The organism is Bradyrhizobium xenonodulans (assembly GCF_027594865.1).
Lineage (GTDB): Bacteria > Pseudomonadota > Alphaproteobacteria > Rhizobiales > Xanthobacteraceae > Bradyrhizobium > Bradyrhizobium xenonodulans.
On record NZ_CP089391.1, the window covers coordinates 749,873 to 769,326 of the forward strand.

General features: G+C 63.5%; 14 protein-coding genes. 7 read left to right on the forward strand and 7 right to left on the reverse strand.

Translation table 11 applies throughout. The annotated features are described in order from the left end of the window. The first annotated feature begins 73 nt into the window (after positions 1 to 73). Together I3J27_RS03585 and I3J27_RS03590 are read left to right on the forward strand one after the other, a co-directional pair. Positions 74 to 2,665 (forward strand): CHAT domain-containing tetratricopeptide repeat protein, encoded by a 2,592-nt coding sequence (locus I3J27_RS03585; protein ID WP_270173029.1) that lies wholly within the window; start codon positions 74 to 76, stop codon positions 2,663 to 2,665. A 284-nt stretch (positions 2,666 to 2,949) separates the two neighbouring features. Then, a complete protein-coding gene (locus I3J27_RS03590) occupies positions 2,950 to 4,566 on the forward strand; it encodes a phosphoenolpyruvate carboxykinase (protein ID WP_270165291.1) in 1,617 nt (538 codons plus the stop codon). Positions 4,567 to 4,781: 215 nt separating this feature from the next. Here the strand turns inward: I3J27_RS03590 and I3J27_RS03595 are convergent, their stop codons facing one another. Further along, positions 4,782 to 5,669, reverse strand: coding sequence for a helix-turn-helix transcriptional regulator (locus I3J27_RS03595; protein ID WP_270165293.1), 888 nt, complete (start codon positions 5,667 to 5,669; stop codon positions 4,782 to 4,784). Between the two features lie 344 nt (positions 5,670 to 6,013). Here I3J27_RS03595 and I3J27_RS03600 point away from each other — a divergent pair, with 344 nt between their 5' ends. Then, positions 6,014 to 7,654: a flavin-containing monooxygenase gene (locus I3J27_RS03600; protein WP_270165295.1), complete on the forward strand. Its 1,641-nt coding sequence runs from the start codon at positions 6,014 to 6,016 to the stop codon at positions 7,652 to 7,654. A 56-nt stretch (positions 7,655 to 7,710) separates the two neighbouring features. Beyond that, positions 7,711 to 8,904, forward strand: a complete 1,194-nt coding sequence (gene acmB, locus I3J27_RS03605) for a methyl acetate hydrolase AcmB (RefSeq protein ID WP_270165297.1) — start codon at positions 7,711 to 7,713, stop codon at positions 8,902 to 8,904. Between the two features lie 37 nt (positions 8,905 to 8,941). On the opposite strand, the gene I3J27_RS03610 is transcribed toward acmB, so the two are convergent. Both I3J27_RS03610 and I3J27_RS03615 read right to left on the reverse strand, forming a co-directional pair. Beyond that, positions 8,942 to 9,757: an acyl-CoA thioesterase gene (locus tag I3J27_RS03610; protein WP_270165299.1), complete on the reverse strand. Its 816-nt coding sequence runs from the start codon at positions 9,755 to 9,757 to the stop codon at positions 8,942 to 8,944. A 94-nt stretch (positions 9,758 to 9,851) separates the two neighbouring features. Then, positions 9,852 to 12,368, reverse strand: coding sequence for a glycogen/starch/alpha-glucan phosphorylase (locus tag I3J27_RS03615; RefSeq protein ID WP_270165308.1), 2,517 nt, complete (start codon positions 12,366 to 12,368; stop codon positions 9,852 to 9,854). Positions 12,369 to 12,574: 206 nt separating this feature from the next. Between I3J27_RS03615 and I3J27_RS03620 the strand changes: the two genes are divergently transcribed. Then, a complete protein-coding gene (locus I3J27_RS03620) occupies positions 12,575 to 12,808 on the forward strand; it encodes a hypothetical protein (protein ID WP_270165310.1) in 234 nt (77 codons plus the stop codon). A gap of 38 nt (positions 12,809 to 12,846) precedes the next feature. On the opposite strand, the gene I3J27_RS03625 is transcribed toward I3J27_RS03620, so the two are convergent. From I3J27_RS03625 to I3J27_RS03635, 3 genes are all read right to left on the reverse strand, one after another. Then, complete coding sequence (locus tag I3J27_RS03625; RefSeq protein ID WP_270165312.1) at positions 12,847 to 13,413, reverse strand: PAN domain-containing protein; 567 nt, start codon at positions 13,411 to 13,413, stop codon at positions 12,847 to 12,849. A 113-nt stretch (positions 13,414 to 13,526) separates the two neighbouring features. Beyond that, positions 13,527 to 14,897, reverse strand: a complete 1,371-nt coding sequence (locus I3J27_RS03630; protein WP_270165314.1) for a glutamate--cysteine ligase — start codon at positions 14,895 to 14,897, stop codon at positions 13,527 to 13,529. Between the two features lie 99 nt (positions 14,898 to 14,996). After that, positions 14,997 to 15,494 (reverse strand): MarR family winged helix-turn-helix transcriptional regulator, encoded by a 498-nt coding sequence (locus tag I3J27_RS03635; protein WP_270165316.1) that lies wholly within the window; start codon positions 15,492 to 15,494, stop codon positions 14,997 to 14,999. Between the two features lie 126 nt (positions 15,495 to 15,620). Between I3J27_RS03635 and gstA the strand changes: the two genes are divergently transcribed. Then, positions 15,621 to 16,235: a glutathione transferase GstA gene (gene gstA, locus I3J27_RS03640; protein ID WP_270165319.1), complete on the forward strand. Its 615-nt coding sequence runs from the start codon at positions 15,621 to 15,623 to the stop codon at positions 16,233 to 16,235. 251 nt (positions 16,236 to 16,486) lie between these two features. Beyond that, on the forward strand, positions 16,487 to 16,795 hold the full coding sequence (locus I3J27_RS03645; RefSeq protein ID WP_270165321.1) for a hypothetical protein: 309 nt from the start codon (positions 16,487 to 16,489) through the stop codon (positions 16,793 to 16,795). Positions 16,796 to 17,226: 431 nt separating this feature from the next. Here the strand turns inward: I3J27_RS03645 and I3J27_RS03650 are convergent, their stop codons facing one another. Beyond that, positions 17,227 to 19,440, reverse strand: a complete 2,214-nt coding sequence (locus I3J27_RS03650; protein ID WP_270165329.1) for an FAD-dependent oxidoreductase — start codon at positions 19,438 to 19,440, stop codon at positions 17,227 to 17,229. Positions 19,441 to 19,454 lie beyond the last annotated feature (14 nt).

Consider the following 19,454-nt stretch of genomic DNA (forward strand, 5'->3'; position numbering starts at 1 on the left):
AACATTTGAACGCTGCGGCCTACCGCTGCGACCCAAAACCGTAATCGGTCCGAAGGCGGCGGCGAGGGCGTTCATGGCAAGATGGAATAGACTGACGCTGGGTGCGAGTCTGGCGCTCGCGATGACCGCATCGCTTGTCACGTCTGGGTTTGCCCAGAAAGGTCTCGCCGCGGAGAGCGCGCGGATCAACGCGCTCATGACCGCTGGCAAGTATTCGGAGGCGCTTCCGCTCGCGCAGGCGATGGTGGCGAGCCTGGAGAAGGACAACGGCCGCGAGCTCGCCGCCGCGCTGAACAATCTCGGTCAGGTCCATGCCGGCCAGGGCCGGGACGATCTGGCGGAGCCGCTTTACAAGCGCGCCATTGCGCTGATGGAAAAAGCGCTCGGTCTCGAAACGCCGCTGATTTCGGCCGAACTGACCAATCTCGCCGCGCTCTATCAGAGGCAGGGCCGCTTCGCTGAAGCCGAGCCGCTGTTCAAGCGTGCGCTGGCCGTGAGCGAAAAGGGCCTGTCGCGCGAGCATCCCGATGTCGGCCGTGCCCTCAACAATCTCGCCACGCTCTACGTCAAGCAGGAACGGCAGGCCGAGGCCGAGCCGCTGTTCCGGCGCGCGCTCGCGATCTATCAGAAGGCCGCCGGGCCCGAGCATCCCGCGGTCGCCACGGTCCTGAACAACATCGGTCAGGTCGATCGCGACCTCAACCGCGGTGCGGATGCGGAAGCGCCGATCAAGCGCTCGCTCGCGATCCGCGAAAAGGTGCTTGGAGCCGATCATCCCGACGTCGCACGCTCGCTGAACAATCTCGCCGGGCTCTATGAGCACCAACAGCGCTATGCCGATGCCGAGCCGCTCTACCGCCGTGCGCTGGCGATCCGCGAGCGCGCGCTGGGGCCGGATCATCCTGACGCGGTGACCTCGACCAGCAATCTCGCCAATTTCCTCTACGTCTCCGGCCGCACCGCCGATGCGCTGCCGCTGGCGGAGCGGACGCTTCGCGGCGGTCGCGCGCAGCTGCGCGTGGTGCTGCCGGTCCTGTTTTCCGCGCGGCAGCAACATCTCCTGCCCGACGACAAGGCGCTCGACGAGGCACTCGCCGCGATCCAGCGCGGCACGCAATCTTCCGCCGCATCCGCCGTGAACAAGCTCGCGGTGCGGCTCGCCGCCGGCAGCGACAGGCTCGCCGAGCTCGTGCGCAAGGACCAGGATCTCGCCGCCGAATCCGAGGCGCTCGACAAGGCGATCATCACCGCGGTGTCGAAGCAATCGGCCCAGCGCGACCTCACCGCCGAGCAGCGCAGCCGCGCGCGGATTGCGGCGATCGCGAACGAGCGCACGGGCTTGCAGAAGGCGCTCGCGGTGGAGTTTCCCGACTATGCCTCGCTCTCCAACCCGCTGCCGCTGGTCGCGAAAGATATCCAGCCGCTGCTGTCGACTGATGAGGCGATGGTGCTCTATTCCGTCGTCGACAAGCAGAGCTATGTCATCGCGATCACGCGCGAGGGTGTCGACTGGAAGGCGATTCCGCTCGGTGCCGACGCGCTGGCGCAGAAGGTGGTTGCGTTCCGCAAGGGGCTCGACGTCGGCAAGGCGCGCGATGCCTCCGGCAAATCAGGATTGTTCGATCTTGCGCTCGCCAACGAGCTCTATGTCGCGCTGCTCGGCCCGGTCGAGGCGCTGACGAAGGACAAGCGCAATCTGCTGGTGGTGCCGTCGGCTGCGCTCACCGCATTGCCGTTTCATCTGCTGGTCACGGAGGCGCCGCAGGCTGCGATCCCGGACACGCTCGAAGGTTATCGCAGCGCCGCCTGGCTGCTGCGGCGTCAGGCCGTCTCGGTGCTGCCCTCGGTGGTCAGCCTGAAATCGCTGCGTGCATTCGCACGCCGGGATCACGGCGTGAAGCCGATGACCGGCTTTGGCGACCCCGTGTTCAATCCTGCGCTGGAAGGGCCGGGCGATCGTCGCGCCGCAAACGGCAAGGTCGCGGCGCGCAACATCGCCACCATCGCCTATAGCGATTTCTGGCGCGGTGCTGGCGTCGATCGCGCGCGGCTTGCGCAGGCGCTGCCGCAACTGCCCGATACGGCTGACGAGCTGAACGCGGTGGCGAAGGACGTCGGCGCGGCTGACGCCGATATTCATCTCGGCCGCGATGCCAGCGAAACGACGCTGAAGCGTGCAGCGCTTGCTCAATACAGCATCATCTACTTTGCCACGCACGGCCTCGTTGCCGGCGATATCAAGGGACTGGGCGAGCCGTCGCTCGCGCTCTCCATTCCCGATCAGCCCACGGAGTTCGATGACGGCCTGCTCACGGCAAGCGAAGTTGCCCAGCTCAAGCTCAATGCGGATTGGGTTGTGCTGTCGGCCTGCAACACCATCGCGGGTGACAAGCCTGGCGCGGAGGCGTTGTCGGGACTGGCGCGCTCGTTCTTCTATGCCGGCGCACGCGCGCTGCTGGTCTCGCATTGGGCAGTGGATTCGGAAGCTGCCACCCGCTTGACCATTTCGACTTTCGAGCTGCTCAAAAACCAACCAAAAATCGGCCGTGCCGAAGCTTTGCGCCGCGCGATGTTAACCTACGTTGATGACACCTCGTCACCGCGCAATGCCTATCCCGCGATGTGGGGGCCGTTCGCGCTGATCGGTGAAGGAGAGGTACGATAAACCGCCGCGCGGATTGTGCGTCGCAATAACCCTAGGAAACGCCGAAACATGCGTTTGGTTGCGCGATCATTCGTGATTTTTCGATGCGCGCGCTCAAGGCTGACATGCGCGACGTTTGGCGCGGTCCTTGAATAAACCAAATCCTGCGGGATCGGCTTGGCAACGCCAGCGTTCACCATTATTAGGTCGTCCAGCCGAGGCCGGACGGCCTGTAATTCACGGTGACCGCGGCGGCGCCATAGTTTGGTCGCGCTGAGTGTCGCGGGGTCTAGGAGGATTTTTTCGTGCAAGAGACGGGCGTGCGCAACGGTGCCTTCGGCGCCGACAAATTCGGCTTAAAGAATCTCAAGCAGGTTCACTGGAACCTCGGTGCGCCGCAACTCTATCAATACGCGCTCTCCGCGGGCGAGGCGGTGCTCTCTGCCGACGGCGCGCTCTGCGCCGACACCGGCGAGTTCACAGGCCGCAGCCCGAAGGACAAGTTCACGGTGCGTGACGCCACCACCGACAAGAAGATGTGGTGGGCCGGCAACCAGTCGATCACCGCAGAGCAGTTCGAGGCGCTCTATCAGGACTTTCTCAAGCACGCCGAAGGCAAGAGCCTGTTCGCGCAGGACCTCTATGGCGGCGCCGATCCGGCCTACCGGATCAAGACCCGCGTCTTCACCGAGCTCGCCTGGCACTCGCTGTTCATTCGCACGCTGCTGATCCGCCCCGAGGCGGTCGAGCTATCGAGCTTCACGCCGGAGCTCACCATCATCGACATGCCGAGCTTCCGCGCCGATCCCAAACGCCACGGCTGCAAGTCGGAGAACGTCGTCGCGATCGATTTCGCCCGCAAGATCGTCCTGATCGGCGGGTCTTATTATGCCGGCGAGATGAAGAAGTCGGTCTTCACCACGCTCAACTATTACCTGCCCGAGCGCGGCGTGATGCCGATGCATTGCTCGGCCAATGTCGGCGCCAAGGGTGATACCGCGATCTTCTTCGGGCTATCCGGCACCGGCAAGACCACGCTGTCGGCCGATCCCAACCGCACGCTGATCGGTGACGATGAGCACGGCTGGGGCCCGAACGGCGTCTTCAACTTCGAAGGCGGCTGCTACGCCAAGTGCATCAAGCTGTCGCAGGAAGCCGAGCCCGAGATCTACGCGGCCTCGACGCGCTTCGGCGCCGTGCTCGAGAACTGCGTGCTCGACGAAGACACCCGCGTGGTGGATTTCGACGACGGCTCCAAGACCGAGAACACGCGCTCTGCGTACCCGCTCGACTTCATCCCGAACGCTTCCCGCACTGGCCGCGCCCCGCAGCCGAAGAACGTCGTGATGCTCGCGGCTGACGCCTTCGGCGTCTTGCCGCCGATCGCAAAGCTCTCGCCGGCGCAGGCGATGTATCACTTCCTGTCCGGCTACACGGCCAAGGTCGCGGGCACCGAGCGCGGTCTCGGCAACGAGCCGCAGCCGGAATTCTCGACCTGCTTCGGCTCGCCCTTCCTGCCGCTCGACCCGTCCGTCTACGGCAACATGTTGCGCGACCTCATCGCCCAGCACAATGTCGATTGCTGGCTGGTCAACACCGGCTGGACCGGCGGCAAGTACGGCACGGGTTCGCGCATGCCGATCAAGGTGACGCGCGCGCTGCTCACCGCCGCGCTCGACGGCTCGCTTCGCAACGTCGAATTCCGCACCGACAAGTATTTCGGCTTCGCGGTCCCGACCGCGCTGCCGGGCGTGCCGAGCGAAATCCTCAATCCGGTCAACACCTGGAAGGACAAGGACGAGTTCGACAAGACCGCCCGCGCGCTGGTCGGCATGTTCCAGAAGAACTTCGCCAAGTTCGAAGCCCAGGTCGACGCCGAGGTGCGCGCCGCCGCGCCGGACGTGAAGCTGGCGGCGGAGTAAGTTTTCGCAAGACGTGATTGACGCAGAAGGGCGGCTTGATCAGCCGCCCTTTCTTTTGCGGCCTGAGCATCGTCAGGCTGCCTAGCTTCGATCTCTCGCCGCCATCCTGAGGTGGCCGCTTCTTCAGCGGCCCTCGAAGGGCGGCCGTTCATCCTTCGAGGCTCGTACGCGGCGCGATCGCGCCGCGCGCTCCCACCTCAAGATGAGGGGTCTAGCTAGCCGGTGCATTGCTTGCGATATTCTGCTGGAGTCGCACTCATGTGCCTGCGAAAGATCCGGTTGAGATGGCTCTGGTCGGAGAATCCGCTCAACAGGGCGATCTCCTTCAGGGCAAGGCGGTCCTTGCGCAGATATTCGCAGGCGCGCTTCACCTTGCGGGTGAGGACGTAGGCGTGCGGGCGCATGCCATAATGCACCTGGAACTTGCGGGTGAACTGCACCGGCGTGCAGTGGCAGATGCTGGCCAGTTCGTCGAGCGTGATATTCCGGAAGATGTTCTGCTCGATATAGTCTTCGATCATCCGTGCATGCGCCGGCCTGAAGCGCCCTTGCGCACAGGGCAGCTTGAACTGCACTGAGGCATATTTTCGCAGGATGTGGACGCTCGCCTGAAGTGCCATGGCGTCGTAGCAGAGCCGGCCGCCCGGACCTCCTGCGGAAACCTCCCGTACCATCTGGTCACCGATCCAGGTCAGGACTGGATCCTCGATCCTGAGCAGATCATGAAGCTCGACGGCTTCGGCATCTCGGTCAAAAGCCTCGCTTGCGGTCTTCGCCATGAGACTAGGCGAGATGTAGAAATGACTGACCTCGATGTCATGGCACCATCGCCAGTTCGAGGCTTCGGCCCGCGTCAGCAGTGTCGTGACGCCGCGGCCGACCCGATCCTGCTTCCAGGATCCGGTCACGCGGCGCTTCATCGCCGTGGTGCCTTCGCGATAGATCACGATCAGAAAGTCTTGGGTCGGCGGCACCCAGATGTCTGATGGCGCATAGCGGAACACGCGCAGCCGAAAATCGGCTTTGCCCACTGCCGAACTGTCCAGCATCATTTCGCCAGGAGCATAGCGTGGCAGCTCCTCGATCGTGATGAACTGGCCCATCGCGTGAGCCTCCCTCCCTGGAGTTTTGGCATGGTCGACTGCTTGTCGTTCTCATTGGCCGATCGGCAGGCAGCAGCATAGGCCGGATTTGCCATTTGCCAAGCGAGCTCTGCTGAGGTCGGCGCCGGTTCGGCAGGCCTCCGGCTTCATTCAAAGGATTGTCGGTTTCGTTCAAGCCGGGAACGCAGCCCGCCTCGTAGCCTCCCTCGCGTTCCGAGCAAGTGCGGAAGAACGGTGAAAAACCGCAGGCACTCGCGGGACCGACAAATGGCGCGATGCACCACCATCCGACCGCACGACGGGTGGGAAAGGCCGCGCGCTCTGGAAATACCTAGGAGGGAAAAATGGCGGAAACGGCGACCAAACCCAATGGAAGCAATGGCGCGCATGTAACGACGAAATTCGACGCGGTGGTTGTTGGAGCCGGCGTCGCCGGGCTCTATCAGCTCTACCGTCTGCGCGAACAGGGATTGAAGGTCAGAGTGATTGACGCGGGCGCAGGCGTGGGCGGCACCTGGTATTGGAATCGGTATCCCGGCGCCCGCTTCGATTCAGAGAGCCACATCTACCAGTATCTGTTCTCCGAGGAGCTCTACAGGGGATGGAGCTGGAGCGAGAAATATCCCGGCCAGCCGGAAATCGAACGCTGGCTCAACTACGTCGCCGACCGCCTCGATCTGCGCAAGGACATCCAGTTCGGGACGATCGTCAAGAGCGCCCATTTCAACGAAGCCACACAGCGCTGGCTGGTCACGACCGACGGGGGTGACGTGATCGACACCCAGTTTCTGATCACCTGTTGCGGCATGCTCTCGGCCCCGCACGTGTCGTTTCCGGGACAGGAGACGTTCAAAGGGCAGTTGTTCCACACGGCGCGCTGGCCCAGGGAGCCGATCGACTTTGCCGGCAAGCGCGTCGGCGTCATCGGCAACGGCGCAACCGGCATCCAGGTCATCCAGACGATCGCCGGCCAGGTCGGTCATTTGAAAGTCTTTGTTCGCACGCCGCAATACATGATTCCGATGAAGAATCCCAAGTACAGCGACGAAGATGCAGAGGCCTACAAGTCGAAATTCCAGCACCTCACGGAGCGCCTGCCGCATACCTTCACCGGGTTCGAATACGATTTCGAGCACGCCTGGGCCGGACTATCGCCAGAACGGCGCCGGGAGGTGATCGAGGATTGCTGGAACGACGGCTCCCTGAAGCTATGGATCTCGTCCTTCGCCGAGTTGTTCTTCGACGCCGAAGTCAACGCCGAAATCTCGGACTTCGTGCGCGAGAAGATGCGCGAGCGACTGAAGGATCAGAAGCTGTGCGAAGCCTTGATTCCGGCCGACTACGGTTTCGGGACGCATCGGGTGCCACTGGAGCAGAACTTCCTCGAGGCCTTCCATCGCCCCAATGTCGAGATCGTCAGCGTCAAGGCCAATCCGATCGAACGCGTGACGCCCACGGGTATCCAAACCGCGGACGGGACGATCCACGAGCTCGACGTCATCGTTCTGGCGACTGGATTCGACGCCGGAACCGGCGCGTTGACGCGCATCGATATCAGGGGCCGCGGTGGGCGGTCGCTGAAGGAGGATTGGAGCAAGGATATCCGCACCACGATGGGCTTGCAGGTTCACGGCTATCCGAACCTGTTCACGACCGGGGTGCCCCTGGCTCCGTCGGCTGCGCTCTGCAACATGACGACCTGCCTCCAGCAGCAGGTCGAATGGATCGACGATTGCATCAGGTTCGTGCGTACGAAGAACCTGAAGGTGGTCGAGCCGACCAAGGATGCCGAAGACGGATGGGTGGCGCATCACGATGAGATCGCCAATGCGACGCTGATCGCGAAGACCAATTCCTGGTACCTGGGCTCGAACGTCGAAGGCAAACCGCGCCGCGTTCTGTCCTACTGCGGGGGCGTCGGCGCCTATCGGCAGAAATGCAACGAGGTCGCCGCCGGCGGCTACCAGGGTTTCACCATGAATTGAGTGCTCGCGAGGCGCCGCATCGACGGAATTCATCCAATCCAAACGGGAGGACTACCATGAGCACGAATTTCGGTGCCGCCGCAGACGCCGTTCTCGACGGTGTCGTCACATCCACGCCGCGTGTGCCCGGCGTCGTCGCGATGGTGACGGACCGCGATCGCAACATCTACGAAGGCGCGGCGGGGAAAAGGCGTGTCGACCAGCCAGCCGACATGACGACCGACAGCATCTTCGCCATCTTCTCCACGACCAAGGCGATCACCGGCACGGCCGTGCTGCAACTCGTCGAAGAGGGCAAGCTCGATCTCGACACGCCGGCCAAGCGCTACGCTCCGGACATCGGCAAGCTCCAGGTCATCGAGGGCTTTGATGCCGCGGGTGAGCCGATGCTGCGGGCGCCCAAGCGGGACATCACCACGCGGATGCTGATGACGCATACCGCCGGGCTCAGCTACGACTTCATCAACCACACCTATAACCGCCTGGCCGAGGAGAAGGGCCAGCCCAGCGTCATCACCGCGTCCAAAGCCTGCCTGATGACGCCGCTGCTGTTCGATCCGGGCGAGCGTTGGGATTACGGCACCAATCTCGATTGGTGCGGCCAAATCGTCGAGGCCATCGCCGGGCGCCGGCTTGGCGAGGTTTTCAATACGCGCATCTACGAGCCGCTCGGAATCAAGAGCATGACCTTCGAGCTGACCGACGCCATGCGCAGCAAACTGGCGGGGATCCACGCGCGCGGCGCCGACGGCTCGTTGACGCCGATGGATTTCGAGCTCCCCGCCAAGCCTGAAGTGCAGATGGGCGGCCACGGCCTTTACGGCACGGTCGGCGACTACATGCGTTTCATCCGGATGTGGTTGAACGACGGGGCCGGCGAGCATGGCCGCGTGCTGAAGGCGGAGACCGTGCGCATGGCGGAGAAGAATCATCTCGGAGACAAGAAGGTGACACCGATCACCGGCGTCATCCCTGCGCTGTGCAATGACGCCGAGTTCTTCCCGGGCCAATCAAAGTCCTGGGCGCTCTCGTTCATGATCAACGACCAGGAAGCACCCACCGGGCGTCCCGCTGGCGCTCTCGGCTGGGCGGGCCTTGCCAATCTGTTCTATTGGATCGATCGGCAGAACGGGTTCGGCGGGTTCTGGGCCACGCAGATTCTTCCGTTCGGCGATCCGACTTCGTTCATCGGTTACATGAATTTCGAGACGGCGTTTTATCAGAGCCTGAGGCGGCGGATGGCGGGTTAGGAACCCCGGCAAGAACGGGACGAGGGGGAGAGAGAGCTCACGCCTTGAAATACGCGATCTGCGTCGTCGTCGCGAGCAGCCTCCCGTTCGGGGACCACAGCTCGGCGTTCTGGTCGGCGTAGCTCTTGTGCATGATCTTCGAATCGGCCGTCGCGAGCACGCGCGTGATGTCCTCGGCCGCCAGCTCCTCGCTGTCGGTGTGGAAATAGGTCGTCAGCGACACCGTTCCGAACGGCACCAGCTCGCGCCTGGCGTGGAAGATGCGGCCGAAGAAGGCGTCCGACATCGACATCAGCGACAGCATGTCGAGCCGGCGCGGCGTGCGGTCGCTGATCCAGATCTTCGAATAGGTGCTGGCGAGCTCCGTCTGCGGCGGGCCGATCCGCATCTCGCCCTCGACGAAGCGGAATTCATACTGGTTGGCCCAGGACGCCGCGATCTTCGGGAACGGCATCGTGTCTTCGAACGGCTTAGCATCAGGATATTGCGCCACCCTGTGCTCCCAGGAGGGCCGGCGTTCGGCGAACACGGCGGTGGCGAGCGTTGCGACCTCACCGCCGCCCTGGCTGAGTTCGATGCTCCAATGCTGGCTGGAGCGGTTGGCTTTCACCAGCCGCACGTCGAGATCGAACGGACCCTTGGCGATCGGCGCGCAGTAATTGACGGTCAGCGCCAAGGGATCGCCTGCACGTTCCGGATGGTCGATCAGCGCGCGCAAAATGGTCGCGGCGGTGGCGCCGCCGAACGGGCCGACAAAGGCCCAGTAATCGTCGCTGGTGTGCCCCTGCCAGCTGGAGTCACCGGCGGTGACCCGGGTGGCGTCGTCGAAGGGATGCGGGAGCTTGGCGTGCATTGTCTCATCCGGCTTTTCAATGACGAACGTCATACCACGTTCGCCGCCGGCTTGTGCAACTACCTGCGAGGTAACGATTTCACGCGGCGGAAAATCAGCCGGCGACGTCGCGCAGATTCGGCAGCAGCGGCGTCGTCGGATTCACCGGCACGTTCCAGATCTCCTCGGCATATTCGCGGATGGTACGGTCGGACGAGAACCACGCCATGCGCGCGACGTTGAGGATGGAGGCACGCGTCCAAGCCGGCGCCACCTGCCAGCGCGCATCCACGCTGCGCTGCGCCTCGTAATAGGAATCGAAATCGGCGCTGACCATGTAATGGTCGAGATAGCGCAGCGCGTGCGCGATGGATTCGAAGCGGCCGGGATCGCCGGGCGAGAACTCGCCGGTGCCGATCGCATTGATGGCGCGCTGGAGCTTCGGCGAATTGCGGATCACGTCGGAGGCGTCCAGCCCCTGCTTGCGCCGGATCATCACGTCGCCGGCCTCCATGCCGAAGATCGCGATGTTCTCAGCGCCCACATGGTCGCGGATTTCGATGTTGGCGCCGTCGAGCGTGCCGATGGTGAGAGCACCGTTCAGCGACAGCTTCATGTTGCCGGTGCCGGAGGCTTCCATGCCGGCGGTCGAGATCTGCTCGGAGAGGTCGGCCGCGGGAATGATCACTTCCGCGAGGCTGACATTGTAGTCGGGCAGGAACACGACTTTCAGCTTGCCGCCGACGGCAGGATCGTTATTGACGACCTCCGCGACGTCGTTGATCAGCTTGATGATCAGCTTGGCGTAGCGGTAGCTCGCGGCAGCCTTGCCGGCAAAGATCTTCACCCGCGGCACCCAATTGCCGTTGGGATCGTCCTTGATCGCCTGGTACAGCGCGACGGTCTCGATGACGTTGAGGAGCTGGCGCTTGTATTCGTGGATGCGCTTGATCTGCACGTCGAACAGCGCGGTCGGATCGACCTTGATGCCGAGCCGTTCGCCGATCAGGCGGGCGAGCGCGGTCTTGTTGTGGTGCTTGACGGCGCGGAATTTCTTCTGGAATTCGACGTCGCTGGCGCGGGCCTCGATCAGGCTGAGCTGGGTCGGATCGTCGAGCACCGCGTCGCCGCAGGTCTCGCGCAACAGATCTGTCAGCTTCGGGTTCGCCAGCATCAGCCAGCGACGGAAGGTGATGCCGTTGGTCTTGTTGGTGATGCGGCCGGGATAGAGATGGTTGAGATCGTGGAACACGGTCTCGCGCATCAGGTCCGAATGCATCGCCGAGACGCCGTTGATGCGGTGCGAGCCGACGAAGGCGAGCTGGCCCATGCGCACGCGGCGGCCGCTCTTCTCGTCGATCAGCGAGACCGAGGCGCGGAAATCGATGTCGCCGGGGGCGCGCGCTTCGGCCAGCGCGAGATGCTGGACGTTGATGCGGTAGATGATCTCCAGATGCCGCGGCAAGAGCTGCTCGAACAGCTCGACCGGCCAGGTCTCCAGCGCCTCGGGGAGCAGCGTGTGGTTGGTGTAGGAGAGGGTGGCGACCGTGATCTTCCAGGCCTCGTCCCAGCGGAAATTGTGCAGGTCGACGAGGATCCGCATCAGTTCGGTGACGGCGAGGCTCGGATGGGTGTCGTTGAGCTGCACCGCGACCTTGGACGACAGGCTGCGGAGCTGGCCGTCGGATGCGAGGTGCCGCTTGATGAGATCCTGGAGCGAGGCCGAGACGAAGAAATATTCCTGGCGCAGGCGGAGCTCGCGGCCCGCCGGGCTTTCGTCGTTCGGATAGAGGAATTTGCAGATCGCTTCGGCGCGCGACTGCTCGGCGCTGGCGCTGACATAGTCGCCCTTGTTGAAGGCATCTAACTTCAGTGGATCGGGCGAGCGCGCCGACCACAGGCGGAGCGCGTTGACGTGCTGGCCGCGCCAGCCGACGATCGGCGTGTCATAGGCGATCGCCTGCACGGTCTCAGCCGGATGCCAGATCGCGCGGTCGCGGCCCTTGTCGTCGACATGCTCGATGCCGCCGCCGAAATTGATGTCGTAGATCACCTCCGGCCGCTGCAATTCCCAGGGGTTGCCGAAGCTCAGCCATTCGTCCGGATATTCCTGCTGCCAGCCCTGATTGATGATCTGGCGAAACAGGCCGTAATCGTAGCGGATGCCGTAGCCGATCGCGGGGATCGACAGCGTCGCCATGCTTTCCATGAAGCAGGCGGCAAGCCGCCCGAGGCCGCCATTGCCGAGCGCCGCATCCGGCTCGCATTTGCGCAGCTCGGGCAGCGACACGCCGAGATCGCCGAGTGCGACCTCGAAGATCTTCAGCAGGCCCATATTGTTGAGCGCGTCGGTGAAGAGACGGCCGATCAGAAATTCGAGCGAGAGATAGTAGACGCGCTTGCGGCCCGCGTCGTAGCTGTGCTTCTCGGCCGTGAGCCAGCGATGCACGATGCGGTCGCGCAGCGCCAGCGCGGCGGCCTGGTACCAGTCGTGCCTGGTCGCCATGCCCGCATCCTTGCCGATGGCAAGGCGCAGCTTCGCCAGGATCGCGCCCTTGATCTCAGCCAGCGCGAGTTCGTCGATGGGCTGGGCGGCAGCGGGAAAATTTGGCTGGAACGATTGATCTTGCAAGGCCGTCACTTCCTGGTCGACAGAAACACCACTCACCCTACGCGTCTTGCCCCTGCACCGGAACCATCGCTGGTGCGGCCGTGCACTGCGCTGGCGTAAATTTATGCAAGGAACGGGCCGATTTGGGAACCCGGAAGCCTACGGAGAGATGCGGATTTGGTGCTAGATTGCAGGCAGATTCAGCCATCAGTGTGGAGGAAACGCCCATGAGACTGCTGATCGAAATCGCTGCGGCAGCCCTGCTCGTCGTCTGCATCACCGCCTCAAGCGCCGCCTCTGCTGCTGGCAAGATGGGCCGCGGCGCCGATGGCCTGAGCTGCGGCTTCAGCGTTCCGCAAAATGCGTCTCCCGCCGCGCGCTGCGCCGCCATCAAGCGCCAGTGCGGCGGCAAGTTCTATGCGAATGCGTGTGGGGACAGGCTGGTGTCGGCGGCGAGCTGAGGCGCGTCGGATTCGCGGCGCGTGAAAGAAGCGACGCGCTATCTGACCACGCCGGACGTGAAGCCCGCCTTGCGGCGCGGGGGCTTGATTTCCTTTTTCAGGAAGCAGCGCGCCTCGCGCCCGGTGTAGCCGGGGCGGGCATAGGTGAAGGCGCGGCACTTGTTGTCGGCGGTGCAGGCAGCCTTGCAGGCTTCCTCGCCTTCGCCGTCCTTGAGATCGAAATTGCGCAGATCCCCGCCGGGACGGTCGATCGACGTTTCCACGCCTTCGACGCGCGGCTCGATCACGCCAGCGCCGCGTACGCCGGAGATGCAGCAACTGCCCGGGACGCGTGCCGGCACCGTGTTCTTGAGCCAGCACACAGCCGAGCCGCCTTCGACGTCGGGGTAGTTGAAGCTCCAGGAGCGGCAGCGGCGGTCGCGCTCGCACAGCAGCGCGCAATCCTCGGGGTCACCTGAGGTCACCGGCGAGTTGAAATAGTCGCCGCCGGGCCGGTCGAACGCCGTCTGGGCGCGCATCGGCACGCTCGCGAACACGAGCGAGAGCAACGCGGCACAGGCCACGACGCATGCCATGAAGGCCCCAGGCAGGCGGCCCTTCCCCATCGGAACAGCTTTCGAGTTATTGACGGCGCTCAGGTTTTTTCAGCCGGTCATTTGATCGCCGCAAACCTGTATGGGCGATGAACGGCTGAAGTCCTGGTCGTCGGTCGATCGAACTAGAACGCGTATTCCGCGTAGGCTGGTTCCACCGAGCCGTTCCAGGCGCCATTGAACTTCTCCAGCATCTCCTCGGCAGGGGTCCGGCCGGAATCGATGATGCGGTCGAGCGGCTCCAGATGCCGCGTCTCGTCGCGCCCGAGCTGGTCGATCTGGCCGCGCCGGCGCAGGCCGGCATGTGCCAGAACGAGGCATTCCTTGGCGATCTCGAACAGATAGCGGTCCTTGATCCGCGCCTTGAAGCCGAAGCGCGGCACGTCGTCGCGCAGGGCCTGACGCTCATGCGCGGTCCAGTGCTTCACCAGGTCCCAGGCGGCATCGAGCGACACATCGTCGTAGAGCAGCCCGGCCCAGAACGCCGACAGTGCCGGTAACCGGCCCCACGGGCCACCGTCGGAGCCGCGCATCTCGAGATAGCGCTTGAGCCGCACCTCCGGGAAGATCGTCGAGAGATGGTTGGCCCAGTCCGACAGCGTCGGGCGTTCACCGGGCAGATTGTTGTTGCGGCCATCGAAGAAGGCGCGGAACGAGGAGCCCGACACGTCGATGTAGTCCTCGCCGCGCTTGACGAAATACATCGGCACGTCGAGCGCGTAATCGACATAGCGCTCGAAACCCATGCCGTCCTCGAATGCCCACGGCATCATGCCCGCGCGTGCATTGTCGGTGTCGCGCCAGATCTCGGAGCGGAAGGAGAGGAAGCCGTTCGGCTTGCCTTCGGTGAAGGGCGAGTTGGCGAACAGGGCGGTTGCGACCGGCTGGAGCGCGAGCGAGACGCGCAGCTTCTTGACCATGTCGGCTTCGGAGGAGAAGTCGAGATTGGTCTGCACCGTGCAGGTCCGGTACATCATGTCGAGGCCGTATTGGCCGACCTTCGGCATGTAATTGGTCATGATCTTGTAGCGGCCCTTGGGCATCACCGGGATGTCGGCGCGCGACCAGGACGGCGTCATGCCGAGGCCAAGGAAGCCGATGCCGAGCGGGGTCGCGATCTCGCGCACCTGCGCCAGATGCGCCATCAACTCGCTCTGGGTCTGGTGCACGTTCTCGACCGGCGCGCCCGACAGCTCGAACTGTCCGCCGGGCTCGAGCGAGATCGCGCCGCCGCCGGTGACGTCGTAGAGACCGATGATGTTGCCCTTCTCCATGATTGGCTCCCAGCCGAGCAGGAGCTTCATGCCTTCGAGCAATGCGCCGATGCCGCGCGCACCCTCGTAAGGCACCGGACGATGGCCTTCGAGCGTGAACGGCGTCTTCTCGTGCTCGGTGCCCATGCGGAATTCGGACGGGTCCTTGCAGCCGGCCTCGAACCACGCGACGAGCTCGTCGCGCGATTGCAGCGGCGTCATATCGATCTGGTCTCGCGCCATATCAAACTCTAATCAAAAAGCGCTTCGACCGAACGCGCGCGGGTGAGGGGATGGTCCGCGAACCCACCGGGTGCACGGACGAGCTGGTGTGCCGCGCGATCATCGCGATGGCGTGGTTTCGTTGGCGTGGACGGCGGGCGGCAGCTTCATCTCGCCGCACGAGCAGCCGAGGCGATCGAGCAGGCCGCAGAGCTTGACGGCATCCGCATCGGACAGTTTCGAGCCGACATATTTCTCGATCGCGGCGGAATAGGCGCCCCACATCCGCTTCTGCAATTCGCGGCCGGCTTCCGTGATCTCCACGAACTGGCCGCGCTTGTCGATCTTGCATTCGCGCCGGGAGGCGAGACCCTCGTCGACCAGGCGATCGATCAGGCGCGAGGTGGAATATTGCGGGATCAGCATCTGCCGCTCGAGTTCCACCGGCCGCAATTCACCCGAAGGTGCCCGCGACAATTCGAGCAGCGCATCGTACCATGCGAGCGGCGGGAACCCCGCCTTCTTCAGGTCCTGCTCGACGCAATCGAGCACGCGGCTCTGTACCCGCATCAGGCGGATCCAGGCGGAAGTCGCCTCGGTCGATGGTTTGCGCTTCATGGTCCCGCTCAAGCTCGTCGCCCGTCTCTTACCTCATTCGATGCACCTGCATCAATCTCGACTATTGGATGCAAGTGCATGTAGGCGTTCTTTCGCCCCTGCCAAGCAACAACAGGAGGAAATTCCATGAAACTCTATTACTCGCCTGGCGCCTGCTCTCTGTCCCCCCACATCGCGCTCCTGGAAGCCGGCCTGCCCTATGAGCTGGTCAAGGTCGATATCCGGGCCAAGAAGCTCGAAAATGGCGAGGATTATCTGAAGCTGAATCCCAAGGGTCAGGTTCCCGCGCTGGGCCTCGACAGCGGCGAGATCGTGACCGAAGGCCCGGTCATTGTCCAGATGATCGCGGATCAGGCTTCCGCCAAGGCGCTGGCGCCGGCCCACGGCAGCTCCGAGCGCTACAAGCTGCTCGAATGGCTGAACTTTCTCACCTCGGAGGTCCACAAGAGTTTTGGCCCGATGTTCGCGCCGGCTCTGAACGACGAGGCCAAAGCCTTCTTCAAGGACCGCATCATGGGCAAGCTCAAATACATCGACAGCCAGCTCGCCGGCCGCGACTACCTCATGGGCAGCCAGTTCACGGTGGCCGACGGTTATCTCTTCACCATGCTGACTTGGAGCGATCGGATGAAATTCGACCTCTCGGCCATGCCGAACCTGACCGCCTACAAGACCCGCGTCGCGGCGCGACCGCAGGTCCAGGCGGCGCTTAAGAAGGAAGGGTTGATCCAGCCCGCCTGAGGCCGGCGCGGGAACGATAAAAGGGGGGCCGATCCGGTGATCCGGTCCCCTTCTATCTTCAAGGCAGGGAATGCGGCCACCAAGGCGGTGTCTAAGACCAAAGATATCCCACCGGAACCCGACGCGATTGTATTTCTGCTGTAGACTTGTGAACCGCTGGTTGCATTAAGTAAGTGGTTCTGTCTTGTCAGCGCGTCCGAAGGGCGTCAAGTTCAGGTTGCAGGCCATTTATGCTCCTATCGGAGTTGAATTTGACGATTGCCTTGATCCTGATTTTTGTAAGCGCGCTGGCGGGAATGGCCACCGGGTTCACGTACCGGGTCTGGGCCTTGGTCCTGATCTCGCCGCTGATTGCGGTCCTTGCCGCGATCATTCTTCATATCTACGGATTTGGCATCGTCGCAGGCGTGACAGTCATTACGGCCTGTCTCGTCGCCTCGGAGCTTGCCTATCTAAGTGCGACGTACTTAATGCACAGGCACGAAATTTCAGTTCAGGACGATATCGACGGCGGCCCAAGCGAGCAGAGCGAGCAGAAAATCCGCCGACAGCACAAATAGCGCCAGAGCTGCCCAAAACATGGGCCCCTTTCGCCGCAGACGCGCACCACCTGGTTGCGGCAGGAAACGCCTGAGGGCAGGCGCAGCGACAAATTTCGTGGCCAATTCGCGATCGAGCGTGGTCTTCCGAAGTGCAAGCGAATTCATTGCAGAACACTTTCCTCGTAGTCTTCAACTTGCCGGCTTTCGGCAGCGGTCCAACTGTTTGATTCGTCGATTTTCAGAGCAAGACTAGTGCCAAAGAAGGGCGCCGCTTTGACGCGCCTATGGCAATGGTGTGCGGCGCTGGAACTCTGGCACGGTTCCTACGCGGGTTTTGTGACCGTTACCACAGTCTCGAGGAACATTCTGACGCAACCGTGATGATGTCGCTTAAAACAAAAAGGCCGGATCGCTGATCCGGCCTTTTGTTCTTGAACGGCCTCAAACGATCAGGCCGCAGCCTTCTTCGGTGCGAAGCGGCCGTAGAAGGTTTCTCCCTTTGCGGCCATCTCCTCGAGCAGCTTCGGCGGCGTAAAGCGCGAGCCGTACTTGGCTTCGAGCTTGTGGCAGAGCTCGACGAACGTCTTCGGGCCCATGAAGTCGATGTAGGACAGCGTGCCGCCGGTGAACGGCGCGAAGCCGAAGCCGAGAATCGAGCCGACGTCGGCCTCGCGCGGATCGGTGATGACGTGGTCCTCGACCGTGCGCGCGGCTTCCACCGCCTGCACCACCAGGAAGCGCTGCTTCAGCTCCTCGATGTCGAGCGTGTCGGGGTCGAGCTGCTTCGGCTGCAGCGCCGACAGACCCGGCCACAGGCTCTTCGAGCCCTTGCCCTTCTCGGGATAGTCGTAGAAGCCCTTGCTGTTCTTGCGGCCGAGGCGGCCCTGCTTCTCGACCAGCTCCACCATCAGCTTCTTCTGATCGGGATTGATGGCGTTGGGACCGAGATCGGCTTCGGTCGCCTTCATGATCTTGAGGCCGAGGTCGAGCGCGACTTCGTCCGAGAGCGAGAGCGGGCCGACCGGCATGCCGGCCATCTTGGCGCAGTTCTCGATCATCGCCGGCGGCACGCCCTCGAGGAACATCTCGTTGCCTTCTGCGACGTAGCGGCCGACGCAGCGGTTGGCGAAGAAGCCGCGGCTGTCATTGACGACGATCGGCGTCTTGCCGATCTGCCGGACGTAGTCGAGCGCGGTCGCGAGCGCGACGTCGCCGGTGTTCTTGCCGAGGATGATCTCGACCAGCATCATCTTCTCGACCGGCGAGAAGAAGTGGATGCCGACGAACTTGCCCTGGTCCTTGAAGCTCTCGGCCAGCGAGGTGATCGGCAGCGTCGAGGTGTTCGACGCGAAGATCACGTCGGGCTTCATGTGCTCCTGCGCCTTGGCGAAGGTCTCGGCCTTGACCTTGCGGTCCTCGAACACGGCCTCGATGACGAGATCGACGTCCTTCAGCGCGGCATAGTCCGCGGTCGGCGTGATGCGCGCGAGCAGGGCTTCTGCATCCGTCGGCTTGGCGCGGCCCTTCTTGATCTGCTCCTCGATCACCTTCTGCGCGTGCGCCTTGCCCTTGTCGGCGCTCTCCTGGTCGCGGTCGATCAGCACGACGTCGAGGCCAGCGCGGGCCGAGACGTAGCCGACGCTCGCGCCCATGAAGCCGGCGCCGATCACGGCGATCTTCTTCACCTTGGTTGCGGGCACGTCCTTCGGACGGCGCGCGCCCTTGTTCAGCTCCTGCATCGACAGGAACAGGCTGCGGATCATCGCGGCTGCTTCCTTCGAACGCAGCACCGAGGTGAAGTAGCGCGACTCGACGCGGAGCGCTGCGTCGATGGGCAGCTGGAGGCCTTCATAGACGCAGCTCATGATCGCGCGCGCGGCCGGATAATTGTCGTAGGTCTCGCGGCGATAGATCGCGTTGCCGGCCGGGAACATCATCATGCCCGCCTTGGAGAACACCGGCCCGCCCGGGAGCTTGAAGCCCTTCTCGTCCCAGGGCGCGACGGCCTTGCCGCCCCCCTTGATCCAGTCCTTCGCGGCCTTGACGAGATCGGCGGCGGGAACGATGGCGTGAATGAGGTTCAACGCCTTGGCCTTCTCGACCGTGACGGGATCGCCCTTGAGCAGGATCGTCATGGCATCCTGCGGCGGCACCAGGCGCGGCACGCGCTGCGTGCCGCCGGCGCCGGGGAACAGGCCGACCTTGACCTCAGGCAGGCCGAGACGCGTCTTGGGATTTTCCGCCGCGACGCGATAGTGACAGCACAGCGTGATCTCGAAGCCGCCGCCGAGCGCGAGGCCGTTGATCGCGGCCGCCCACGGCTTGCCTGAGGTCTCGATGGAGCGCAGCACCTGCGAGAAGCGGCGGCTCTGGTCGAACAGCATCTGGTTCGCGGCGGTCTCGCCCTGCTCCTTGAAGACCTTTGCGTAGGCCTGGTTCATGCCTTCGAGCATGGAGAGGTCAGCGCCGGCGCAGAAGGCGTCCTTGGCGGAGGTGATGACGACGCCCTTCACCGCGGCATCGGCCGTGGTCTCTTTGACGATCGCGTCGAGCTCGCTCGTCGAGGTCTCGTCGAGCACGTTCATCGAACGGCCCGGGATGTCCCAGGTGACGAGCGCGATGCCGTCTGCGTCGGTCTCAACCTTGAAATTCTTGTAAGCCATGTTGGTTGCTCCCT